This window comes from Parafrankia sp. Ea1.12 (assembly GCF_900465275.1).
GTDB lineage: Bacteria > Actinomycetota > Actinomycetes > Frankiales > Frankiaceae > Parafrankia > Parafrankia soli.
Genome location: NZ_UBIZ01000296.1, coordinates 46,451 through 57,598, shown reverse-complemented (window position 1 = coordinate 57,598; position 11,148 = coordinate 46,451). Strand labels below are relative to the sequence as shown.

10 protein-coding genes are annotated in these 11,148 nt (G+C 73.2%); 3 read left to right on the top strand and 7 right to left on the bottom strand.

The window, feature by feature from the left end; all coding sequences use genetic code 11:
- Nucleotides 1-71: 71 nt before the first annotated feature.
- From FMEAI12_RS15390 to FMEAI12_RS15380, 3 genes are all read right to left on the bottom strand, one after another.
- A complete protein-coding gene (locus tag FMEAI12_RS15390; RefSeq protein WP_235014028.1) occupies nucleotides 72-1,199 on the bottom strand; it encodes a YihY/virulence factor BrkB family protein in 1,128 nt (375 codons plus the stop codon).
- Nucleotides 1,200-1,228: 29 nt separating this feature from the next.
- Complete coding sequence (locus tag FMEAI12_RS15385; protein WP_020463410.1) at nucleotides 1,229-1,759, bottom strand: 2'-5' RNA ligase family protein; 531 nt, start codon at nucleotides 1,757-1,759, stop codon at nucleotides 1,229-1,231.
- Nucleotides 1,760-2,006: 247 nt separating this feature from the next.
- Nucleotides 2,007-2,885, bottom strand: coding sequence for a serine hydrolase (locus tag FMEAI12_RS15380; protein ID WP_071066090.1), 879 nt, complete (start codon nucleotides 2,883-2,885; stop codon nucleotides 2,007-2,009).
- 69 nt (nucleotides 2,886-2,954) lie between these two features.
- Between FMEAI12_RS15380 and FMEAI12_RS15375 the strand changes: the two genes are divergently transcribed.
- The gene (locus tag FMEAI12_RS15375) at nucleotides 2,955-4,178 is read left to right on the top strand and encodes an NAD(P)/FAD-dependent oxidoreductase (protein WP_235014029.1); all 1,224 of its coding nucleotides are present in this window, start codon (nucleotides 2,955-2,957) and stop codon (nucleotides 4,176-4,178) included.
- 199 nt (nucleotides 4,179-4,377) lie between these two features.
- Here the strand turns inward: FMEAI12_RS15375 and mdh are convergent, their stop codons facing one another.
- The 3 genes from mdh to FMEAI12_RS38190 form a co-directional block, all read right to left on the bottom strand.
- Nucleotides 4,378-5,310, bottom strand: coding sequence for a malate dehydrogenase (mdh, locus tag FMEAI12_RS15370; RefSeq protein WP_071066091.1), 933 nt, complete (start codon nucleotides 5,308-5,310; stop codon nucleotides 4,378-4,380).
- Nucleotides 5,311-5,318: 8 nt separating this feature from the next.
- On the bottom strand, nucleotides 5,319-5,525 hold the full coding sequence (locus FMEAI12_RS15365; protein WP_071066092.1) for a hypothetical protein: 207 nt from the start codon (nucleotides 5,523-5,525) through the stop codon (nucleotides 5,319-5,321).
- 198 nt (nucleotides 5,526-5,723) lie between these two features.
- Nucleotides 5,724-6,704 carry a DUF3017 domain-containing protein gene (locus tag FMEAI12_RS38190; RefSeq protein WP_235014027.1) on the bottom strand — a complete coding sequence of 327 codons (981 nt, stop codon included), beginning with the start codon at nucleotides 6,702-6,704 and terminating at the stop codon, nucleotides 5,724-5,726.
- A gap of 338 nt (nucleotides 6,705-7,042) precedes the next feature.
- Between FMEAI12_RS38190 and FMEAI12_RS15350 the strand changes: the two genes are divergently transcribed.
- Both FMEAI12_RS15350 and FMEAI12_RS15345 read left to right on the top strand, forming a co-directional pair.
- Complete coding sequence (locus FMEAI12_RS15350) at nucleotides 7,043-7,744, top strand: FHA domain-containing protein (RefSeq protein WP_112106545.1); 702 nt, start codon at nucleotides 7,043-7,045, stop codon at nucleotides 7,742-7,744.
- 282 nt (nucleotides 7,745-8,026) lie between these two features.
- Nucleotides 8,027-8,347 (top strand): hypothetical protein, encoded by a 321-nt coding sequence (locus tag FMEAI12_RS15345; protein WP_071066094.1) that lies wholly within the window; start codon nucleotides 8,027-8,029, stop codon nucleotides 8,345-8,347.
- A 295-nt stretch (nucleotides 8,348-8,642) separates the two neighbouring features.
- Here the strand turns inward: FMEAI12_RS15345 and purH are convergent, their stop codons facing one another.
- Nucleotides 8,643-11,138, bottom strand: coding sequence for a bifunctional phosphoribosylaminoimidazolecarboxamide formyltransferase/IMP cyclohydrolase (gene purH / locus FMEAI12_RS15335; RefSeq protein ID WP_112106544.1), 2,496 nt, complete (start codon nucleotides 11,136-11,138; stop codon nucleotides 8,643-8,645).
- Nucleotides 11,139-11,148 lie beyond the last annotated feature (10 nt).

Genomic DNA, 11,148 nt, shown 5'->3' with positions numbered 1-11,148 from the left:
GTCCTCGAGCTCCCCCAGCCCTGAGGCCGCCCGCTCTGAGGCCGCCTGGTCCCTGAGGCGTGGCGCGCCGGTCAGCGCCCGACCGGCGCCCGGTCCGCCGGGCGCGCCGCGCCGCGCCGCCAGGGCCATCGCGGTCGCCAGGAGCGGCCGTCCTCGTCGTCCTCGCCGGCGTGGCCATCGTGGCCATCGTGATCGTCGTGGGTGCTCCGGTCGTCACGCCAGGATCGCGCGGACCGGACGGCCGGCGGCTCGGGGGCAACGCGGTCCCCCTCCGGCCCGGGCCCGTCCGCCCCGGCAAGGTCGGGGCCCGCCGGGTCGGCCGGGGCGGTACCGGACGGGTGGACGTCCGACGCGTACGGTGCCGTCACCGCCCAGGCGGCGACGAACAGCATCCAGCGCATCACGATGTTGATCCAGATGAGCAGGCCGACCATGACCGCGAAGATGCCGTAGACCGGGTTGGACGTGGTCTGACCGACCAGCCAGGTCCCGAGCAGCTTGAGCAGCTCGATGCCCACCGCGCCCAGCGCGGCCGCGCGCAGCACCCGCTGCCGGTTGGTGCGCTCCGGCAACCGCCAGAAGATGTAGACGAACACGGCGGCGTCGATGGCGAGCGCGACCACGAGCGCGAGCAGCCCGGTGGCCCAGGCGGCGGCCGTGCTCCCCTCCAGCCCGACCCAGCGCAGGAACACCCCGGTCGCGGACGTCGCCAGGCTGGTGACGACGAGCGAGGCGAGCAGGGTCAGGCCGAGACCGGTGAGGATCGCGATGTCCCGCAGGCGCTGCACGATGAAGTTGCCGGTCTCCAGGCTCTGGTGCCAGACGAGCCGGATGCTGTCGCGCAGCGCCGAGACCCAGGCCAGCCCGGCCAGGAGGAGACCGGCGAGACCGATCAGGCCGGCGCCGACCTTCGCATGGCCGATGGTCGAGACGTCCAGTCTGTCGGCCAGGCCGGGCAGATAGTCGTTGATCTGTTCGGTGAGCTTGGCCTGGGCGTCGGGATAGGCGTCCACGACGAACCCGGCGATCGAGAAGACCAGCGCCACGATCGGGAAGAAGGACAGGAAAGCGAAATATGTCGTGGACGCGGCGAGCCGGTCACCGCCGTCCGACGTATAGCGACCGTACGCACGCACCGTGTGGTCAATGAACGGGCGACGGCGCCGCACCGCGCCCGCGGCGCCGCTCACCGTTCCCACGCCCGCCTTCACCGCTTCCCGTGGTCCTGTCACCTCGGTCTGCCACCCCCGCCCGCGAAGGGAAAATGACGCAGCTGGCGCCAGGCGCAGTCATCGCCGCGTTCGTAGAGCCCGAAACCTGTCACCTCGAACTGCGCCCGATATTCGGCCAGCAACTCAAAGGCACGGTCCAGCGACTCCTCGTCGACATCGTGCGCGACCGTGACATGCGGGTGGTACGAGAAGCGCACGGGACGGTCCAACGGACCAGACCGGACGGCCTTCTCCAGAAGTTCGCAGCAGGAGATTCCCATGGCGAGGGTCACGAACACCACCGCGGACAGCGGCCGGAAGGTGCCGGAACCACGCAGATGGATCACGAACGGCTCGGCGCCTCCGGCGACCTCCGTCAGGTGACGCTCGACGGCGGGGAGCTGGGAGGCGGGCACTTCGGTCGGGCCGAGCAGCGTGACATGCGGCACGATGAGGGCCGCATTCGGATCACCGAGCCGTTCCCGCCAGTCCTGGAGCTCGGTCCGGAAAGGTTCCGGAACACCGATCGCCACGCCTATGGACCGCACGGAGTCCTTCACGTCACGCGGATCCGGCCGGGCCACGGAAGGGCCGACCAGCGGTCGCGGGACGAGCTCTGCCGACCAACCATGGCGCCATCATGGCCCACGAGACCACGCTGTCTTCTCCGGACCAGGGTTGACATCAGTGCGCGACCGCCCGAGGACAGAACAGGCATCGCGGCGGCCGCACCCGGCGGGCACCCGAGGCGGTCACCCGATCACAGGACGAATCCAGCCGGCGGGCCTGTGGCGCTCAGGCCGTCCGGGCCACCTCCAGCTCAGCCAGGACGTCCGCGGAGAGAACCGGCCAGGCCGCGCCCGCCCAGTCGCCGAAATCCCGATCGGTCAGTACTACGCACGCGACGTTCACCGCTGGGTCGACCCAGACGAAGGTTCCCGAGCGCCCGAAATGGCCGAAAGTCGCAGGGCTGTTGGTGGCAGCCGTCCAATGCGGGCTCTTGGTTCCGCGTATCTCAAACCCGAGGCCCCAGTCGTTCGGGTGCTGCGCGCCGAAACCCGGAAGCACCCCCGCAAGGCCCGGAAAGGCGACCGAGGTCGCCGCGGCGAACGTGGCCGCGGAGACCAGGCTCGGCGCCAGCAGTTCCGCGGCGAACGCGCCTACATCCGCCAGCGTCGCCGTCACCGCATGCGCCGGCGAACCTTCGAGGACGGCCGTCCCCATTCCCAGCGGCCGGAAAACGGCCTCCGCCAGGTAAACATCGAAGGGGATGTCCGTGACCCGCTCGAGATGACGCCCGAGCTCCTCGAAACCGGTGTTCGAGTAGATGCGGCGGGTGCCCGGGCGGGCCATCACCCGATCGCCCGAGAACGCGAGACCGGAGGCGTGCGCGAGCAGATGCGCCACCGTCGACGACTCCGGGCCGGCCGGCTCGTCCAGCGCCAGGGCACCCTCCTCGATCGCGACGAGCACCGCGTAGGCGCTCATCAGCTTGGAGACCGACGCGAGCCGGAACCGGACCGTCGGATCGCCTGCCACGCCGACCTGGGTGGCCACGGCCCGGGGGCCACCGGCACCGGCCGCACCACCGGCACCGCCCGTGCCCGGCGACCGCAGCACGACGGCCGCAGCCGTCCGCACGGGCCACGTGTCCAGCTGCCTGAGCGCATCCATGTCCGGCACTCTACGAACTGCCGGCCGACCGGTGCCGGGACGCCGGCTGCCACACTGGCTGGCGTGCCCATCCACGCACCCAGCCCCGTCCACGCCGCCGTTCCCGGCACCGGGAACGGGCCGCCGGTAGACCTGCTCGTGGTGGGCGGCGGCCCGGCGGGCAGCGCGGCTGCGCTGCGGGCGCTGCAACTGCGGCCCGACGCCCGGGTCGTGATCGTCGACGCCGCGGACTTCCCCCGCGACAAGACCTGCGGGGACGGCATCGCACCGCACGGCGTGGACGTCCTGCGCGCACTGGGCATCACCGACGCGACCAGCGGGTACCGCCCGGTGGACCGGATGCGCCTGCGCACACCTGGCGGTGCCGAGGTCGCCACGCCGTCCGAGCGGGCGACGCACGTGATCCCGCGGGAGGTCTTCGACGCCCGCCTCGTCGCCGCCGCGCGCGCCCGCGGCGCCGAGTTCCTCCGGCGGCGGGTGCGCTCGCTGGAGGTCACCGCCGGCGGCGGGGGCGAGCCGGTGGTCACCGTGGACGGCGGCGTGCTGCGCGCACGGGTCGTCGTCGGCGCGGACGGCGCGAACTCGACCGTGCGCCGGGCGCTGGGCATCGCACCGAACCCGCCCGAGGGTCTGGCGATCGCCGTCCGTGCCTACGCGGACGCACCCAAGGACGACCGCCCGCCCGAGCAGCTCATCGAGATGACGGACGAGGGCTGGCCGGCGTACGCCTGGTCGTTCCCGATCGGGGACGGCCGGGCCAACATCGGGTACGGCATGCTCCGCTCGCGGCTGCGCGCGGCGGGCACGACACCGAAGGCCGTCCTGCACGGGACGCTGGCCCGGCTGCTGCCGGACACCCCGGCCTACGAGGGCACCCTGCGCGCACACCACCTGCCGCTGTCCACGCACCGCCCACGGCTGCCGGACGGCCCCGTGCTCCTCGCCGGGGACGCCGCGTCGCTGATCAATCCGTTGACCGGTGAGGGCATCTACTACGCGCTGCTGTCGGGATCGCTGGCCGGCCAGGCGGCGATCACCGACCCGGGCCCGGCCGCCGGGCGGGCCTACCGACGCGCCCTGGACGGCGAGCTGGGCAGGCACCTGCGGCACACGTCGCTGCTCGCCGGGCTCGCCGGCCGCCACCGCCCGCTGATGGACGCCGCGGTCCGCTCCGCCAGCCGCCGCACCGAGCTGTACGACAGCCTCGTCGAGATCGGGCTGGGTAAGGGAACGATCCCGGCCGGGTCACTGGCCCGGCTCGGGCTGCGGCGTGTGTTCACCGCGGCGCGCTGAGCCCACCCGAACTCGCCCACGCTCGCCCTCACTCACCCACCGGACCTCACTCACCCACCGGCCCATGCTCACCCGCCGGCCCAGCGGGCCCGCAGGGTCGGTGGTCCCGGAGGTTCCCGGGGTCCGAGCGCGTCCTGTGGGTGCGTGGGCCGGCGGAGCGAAAGCTACCGGCTGGTCAGCTGTCGGCTGGTCGCCGCCGCTACAGGCTGGCGACGTCCGCCTGCTTGGCGCGCACGGCCTCGGCGGCCGTCTTGAGCGCGGCGAGCTCGGAGCCGGTCAGGTCGATCTCGACAACCTTCTTCACGCCCCCGGCGCCGATCTGCGCGGGCACGCCGAGGTAGACGTCGGAGATACCGAACTCGCCCTGTACCCAGGCACAGACCGGCATGACGGCGCCGGAGTCCTCGGCGACCGCCTTGACCATGCGGGCCGCCGCCGCGGACGGCGCGTAGTAGGCCGAACCGGTCTTGAGCAGCGCGACGACCTCCGCGCCTCCGTTGCGGGTCCGGTTGACCAGCTCCTCGATCTTGTCCGCCGGGAGGAGGTCGCTCAACGGCTTGCCGTCGACGGTGCACTGCGAGGGCACCGGGACCATCGTGTCGCCGTGCGAGCCCAGCGTCAGGGTCTTCACCGACGCGACCGGCACGTTCAGCGTCTCCGCGACGAAGTCGGTGAAGCGGGCGGTGTCGAGCATGCCCGCCTGGCCGAGCACCCGCGAGCGCGGGAAGCCCAGCACGTTCGCGGCGAGCGCGGTCATCTCGTCGAGCGGGTTGGAGACCACGACGACGACCGCGTCCGGCGACGTCTTCGCGATGCTCTCCGACACCTGACGGACGATCTTGGCATTGACCTCGATGAGGTCCATCCGGCTCATGCCCGGCTTACGGGGCAGGCCGGCGGTGATGACGACCACGTCGGAACCGGCGGTGTCGGCGTAGTCGTTGGTCCCGACGACCTTGGTCTCGAAGCCCTCGATCGACCGGGACTGATTGAGGTCGAGCGCCTGGCCCTGCGGCTTGCCCTCGACGATGTCGATGATGACGACCGTGTCGAAGATGTTGTACTCAGCAAGTCGCTGCGCGGTCGTCGAACCGTAGAAACCGGCCCCGACGACAGTGACTTTTCCGGGCATTGGACTGATCAGCTCCCCAGTATCGCGATGATCGCGTCGACGATCTCGGCGGTGCCCACGGCGGGGTCTTCAGGCGCCGGCGTAGTGGTCGCAGGTGACCGACGTGCCCTCCTGGCGATCTCTTCGGCGACGGGCTGGCCACCCCACAGGGGAGCATCGGTCAGCTCGGGCCCGGTGCCGCCGCCGAGGATCAGGGCTACGTGACGGTTCGCCATAGGCGCGCTTCGCCCCGCTCATCTGTGCACGGTTGTCCGATGACCAGCCGAGGCTATCGCGCGAGTCGGATCCAGGGCACGGGTCGGCGACGTGCGCCACGCCCGCTCGGGCCGGCCGTGCGCAGCCGCGCACGGCGTTCGCCGGCGGCGTCGTGCCAGACCGTGACCCCAACAGCCGCTTTCGGTGGACGGGTCGGGTCAGCCACCGCTGTACGGCACGGTGGAGGTGAGCACGATCACAGCCGTGCCCAGCACGACGAGGGTCACGGTGTCGAAGACCCGGCCCCGCACGGCGAGCATCCCCACCTGCCGGGTGGGAAGGCACAGCCGCAGTAGGGCGGCCACAAGAAGGACACCGCCCGCGGTGAGCAACCCCCGCCGCCAGTGGTCCTGTGAGACGAAGAGCAGGCCCAGCGCGACACCGCCGAGGATGCCGCCGAAGACGATCCGGCCGAGGCGGCCGCCGGTCGCCGATCCCGCCGACCGGCGGCGGGACGGCCGGCCCGCGCCACCACCGGCTCCCGGCTCAGGGACGGGCCGACCTTCGGCACCCGCGGGATCAGCGGAGCTGACGAGCTGACGTTCAGTGAGCGGATCGCCAGCACGTGAGTGGTCGAGGCGATGGTCCACGACGCCGGGGCCGTCGGTGTGGTGCGGCTGCGCCCATGGGCCCGCCGGCGGGCCCTCTCCCGGCGGCGGCCAGCCCTGCGAGGGCTCCCGCCGCTGCCGCCGGTCCGAGCCCCGGTCCGCGCCGCCGTCCGCCGGACGTCCCCAGCCCGGCCCTTCATGGCCCGGTCGCTCGCCGGCCTGGCGGCCGCGCCCTGGCCTGCCATGGTCCGGTCGCCCACGCTCCGGCCATCCGTGATCCGGCCGTTCGTGGTCCAGGCGCTCGTGATCCAGGCGCTCGTGGTCCGGGCGGCCGCGCCGCGGGGCCGCGGGCTCCGGGCGCCACGCCTGCGGTGGCCACGCGGGCGGGGGCCACTGCCCGGTGTCCCGCTCGGAGCCGGGGTTGGCGGCCTCCTCGGAGCGCCACCGCCCGGAGTCCGGTTCGGACGGTTCCCCGGCCTGGATCTCGGAAGGCCACTCGGAGTGCCGCCCCTCGGCCCGCCGGGCGCCGCCGGCGCGCGCGCCGCGCTCCCGATCAGGCCGACCCCACGCACCCGGGACCGTCTCGGTCACCTGCTCTCCGCCTCCTCAGGCCCGCCCCCGCGCGCGTATCCCCCGCGCGCGGGCTACTGAGGCCACACAGTAGGCGCCGGCCGTCACCCGGCGGGCAGCCGCCCGCCGCCCGGGCCGGCCCGGACCGCCGGTCCACGGGGTCGCCCGCGGGCCCGCGGGCACCGCCGCGCTCATCCCGTACGGAGCCGGGACGACCGGGGACATCGTGGCCGGTGAAGGGCCACATCGCCTGGTGGTGTTATCAGGCTCGCCACCGGGGATTGATCGAGGAGTTCTGGACAACCGGCCGGAGCTGCGCAGCCGCGTGCTCCGGCATTGGAAGGGGGAGGTAACCGACAGTGGACGGGCCGAGTCTGCGGATCGAACGGACAGGTGAGGTCGTCGAGCTGACCGAGGATGTGACCACCGTGGGTCGCGGGCCGGGCGTGCACGTCTCGCTCCCGGACGCCAGCGTCTCCCGGTTGCATGCCGAGATCGTCCGCCGCGGGCCGTACGTGTATGTGGCCGATCTCGGGCTGTCGCGCAACGGCACCCGGGTGAACGGGCGCCTCGTCGGCCGCAAGGTGCTCGCGGACGGCGACGTCGTCCGGTTCGGGGCGGCGGGGGTGCGGGTCCTGGACGAGCGGCCCGCCCTGGTGCCGGAGGAGCCTGCCCGCCTCGCGGACCAGAGGCTGTCGCCGAGCGGAAACGGCGTCCGGGACGAGGAGCCACCGGGCCTCACCGGCCTGGAGGGCCTGGCCGGCACCACCGCCGGGATGCGCATCCCCGACCCGCCCGACCTGACGCGCCGCGAGTGGGATGTGCTGCGCGCCCTGTGCCGGCCGCTGACCGAGCCGGGGGTCTTCGTGATGCCCCGCTCGGCGCGGGAGATCGCCCGGGACCTTGTCGTCACCGAGGGGGCGGTCAAACAGCACCTGCTCCGCCTGTACCGCAAGTTCGGGATCGCGCCCGGACCGAACCGCCGCGGGCGCCTCGCCAACGAGGCCGTCCGGCTCGGTGTGGTGCGGCCGATGGACGATGCGATGGCTCCACCGGGCTGACCCGTTCGAGGCACCCCGCGATCGAGCCGGACACCTGAGACACAACGGGATCACTCTGCCTCGAAACCGACCCTGCTGGCCACGGAATCGGAGGATACCCCTTGCCACAAGGACTTCTCCCTCCGAACCCCGGACCGCCAACACTACGGACACATCCCGGAGAATCCACACTGGAGGGTATCGACACACTCCACCACCAACGGGATAGACCCCCCGAGTGCACACGTCGTGCGCGACTGGGGGAGACTGCCGCCGCGGTCCCCAAATGGTAGGGAGTTCGACGTGGCAGACGATTCGCCGCACAGCAAGAAGCTTCAGGAACTGATGTTCCGGGCGTGGGAGACCTTCGGCGACGCGCGTCATCTCGACAGCGACGACCGGGTCTTCGTGCAGGCGCTCGCGCGCCAGACCGCCGACCGGATCTCCGTCCTCTACGGAGCGAGCTGGCGAGAGGCGCTCGACTGGGTCGCGCAGCGGTACGTGCCGACCGCGGACCTGCCGGGCGGCACGACCCCGGTGTCACCGAACGGCGCCGCCGCGAACGGCAGCCCGACCGTCAGCCGCCGCGGTACCGCCGCGGCGGAGGTCGGCTCCACCTCCTGACCGGGGTGGGCAGCGCAACCTGATCACCCCGCGGGGACCGATGTCGATCCCCGCGGGGTGACGGCGCCGGTGCGCCGGGCGTCAGCGCCGACGCTCCCGTGCGACGTGCGACGTGCGACGTGCGACGTGCGACGTGCGACGTGCGACGTGCGACGTGCGACGTGCGACGTGCGACGTGCGACGTGCGACGTGCGACGTGCGACGTGCGACGTGCGACGTGCGACGTGCGAGCGGACCACGCCCGGTGGGCGACGCTCCGCGGACGACGCGGTGGGCCACGCTCAGTGGGCGGCGCTCAGTGGGCGAAGTGCCGGACACCGGTGAAGTACAGCGCGACACCGGACTCCCGCGCGGCCGCGATCACGAGATCGTCGCGCACCGAGCCACCCGGCTCGACAACCGCCCGCACTCCCGCGTCGGCGAGAACCTGGAAGCCGTCGGGGAACGGGAAGAACGCGTCGCTGGCGGCCACCGAGCCCTTCGCCCGGTCGCCGGCGCGGGTCACGGCGAGGCGCGCCGCGTCCACCCGGTTGACCTGCCCCATGCCGACCCCGACGGTCGCGTTGTCCGCGGCGAGCAGGATCGCGTTCGACTTCACCGAGCGAACCGCGCGCCAGGCGAAGCCGAGGTCGGCGAGGGTGCTGTCGTCGACCGGGGCACCGGCCTCGAGCGTCCAGCCCGACGGGTGGTCGCCGGGGGTGTCGAGCGCGTCCCGTGACTGCAGCAGCATCCCACCGCTGACCTGGCGCATCTCGACCCCGCGCGAGTGGGTCGGCGGCGCGCAGACGAGCAGGCGGATCGACGGCTTGCGGGCGAGGATCTCGACGGCCCCGGGCTCGTAGTCGGGCGCCACGACGACCTCGGTGAAGATCTCCGCGATCTGCTCGGCGAGCTCCACACTCACCGGGCGGTTCACCGCGATCACGCCGCCGAACGCCGACACCGGGTCGCAGGCGTGGGCCTTGCGGTGCGCCTCGGCGACGGTGGCACCGACGGCGATGCCACACGGGTTGGCATGCTTGATCACCGCGACGGCCGGGTCCGCGAAGTCGAACACCGACCGCCAGGCCGCGTCGGTGTCGGTGTAGTTGTTGTAGGACATCGGCTTGCCGTGGAGCTGGCGCGCGGACGCGAGCCCGGGGCTGCCGTCCTCGCCCACGTACAGCGCGGCGCGCTGGTGCGGGTTCTCGCCATACCGCAGGACGCTGGACCGGTGCCACTGGGCCGCGAGGACGTCCGGCCAGCCCGTCTCACGGGCGGTGTCGTCGGGGGCCAGCGCGCTGGCGAACCAGGAGGCGACCGCCGCGTCGTAGGACGCGGTGTGCGCGAAGGCGCGGGCCGCCAGCCGGCGCCGGGCGGGGAGGTCGTAGCCGGACCCGCGAACGGCCGCGGCCAGGTCGCCGTAGTCCTGCGGCGACACCACCACGGCGACCGAGGCGTGGTTCTTCGCCGCCGCCCGCAGCATGGCCGGCCCGCCGATGTCGATCTGCTCGATCGCCTCGTCCTCGGTCGCGCCCGAGGCGACGGTCTCGCGGAACGGATAGAGGTTTACGACGAGCAGGTCGAACGGCTCGATGTCGAGCTCCGCCAGGACGGCGGCGTGCTCGGCGTTGCGCAGGTCCGCCAGCAGACCGGCGTGCACTCGCGGGTGCAGCGTCTTGACCCGGCCGCCGAGCACCTCCGGGAAGCCGGTGACCGTGCTGACCGGGGTGACCGCCACACCGTGGCGGGCCAGGACCTCGGCCGTCGAACCGGTGGAGACCACCTCGACCCCCGCCTCGACGAACGCGGCGGCGAGCTCCTCCAGACCGGCCTTGTCGTAGACGCTCACCAGGGCCCGGCGCAACCTCCGGTGGCCCGTCGCCACCAGCTCCGCCGAGCCCTCGGCCGGCCGGCCGCCGGCCGGGCCGGCGCCTGCCGCGCCCGCCGCACCTGCCACACCCGCGACCCCGCTCGTGTCACCAGGCCCCGCGCCCGTGCTCGACTCCCCCGCCATGACCCCTCCTGAACCTTCCACGATGCCTCCGTCGGCATGATGTTTCTCTGCGTGGACCCCACCGGAATGGCTCCCGCCGGCAGGGCCGGCGAGTGCCGGCCCACCGCCCGCGCGGGCGGGTTCCACCTGATCACGGCCGGCGCTCGGGCCGGCAGCGAGCACCGGGCCGATCGCCGCCTCCCCCGTTCCTGTACTACCCGCACTACCCGCGCGTGCGCCCGCCGGCGGGAGCTCCCGCCGGACGACACGACCGATGACGGCCACGAACAGCCGCCGTTCCACCGCCTGGATGCGTGCCCGCAGCGCGTCCTCGTCATCCGTGGGCTCGACCGGGACGGCCGCCTGGTCGATCACCGGACCGGTGTCGACGCCCTCGTCGACCCAGTGCACGGTCACTCCGCTGACCCGGACGCCGGCGGCGAGCGCGTCGCGCACGGCGTGGGCGCCCGGGAAGGCCGGGAGCAGCGAGGGATGGGTGTTCACCGTGGGGAACCGGCCGATCACCTGGCTGCCGAGAACCTTCATGTACCCGGCGAGGACGAGCAGGTCCGGCGTGTGCTCGGCGATCCGCGCGGCGGTCGCGTCGTTGAAGGCGGCGCGATCGGCGCACTCCTCGAGCCGCACCGTGAACACCGGTACCCCGACCGCCTCCGCGCGCCGCTGCGCACCCGTGTCCGGCCGGTCGGTGCCGACCGCGACGACCCGCGCGCCGAAGGCCGGGTCCGCGCAGGCTTCGAGGACAGCCTGCAGGGTGGTGCCGGCCCCCGAGGCGAGGACGACTAGGCGAGCGGGCACAGGACCCTCC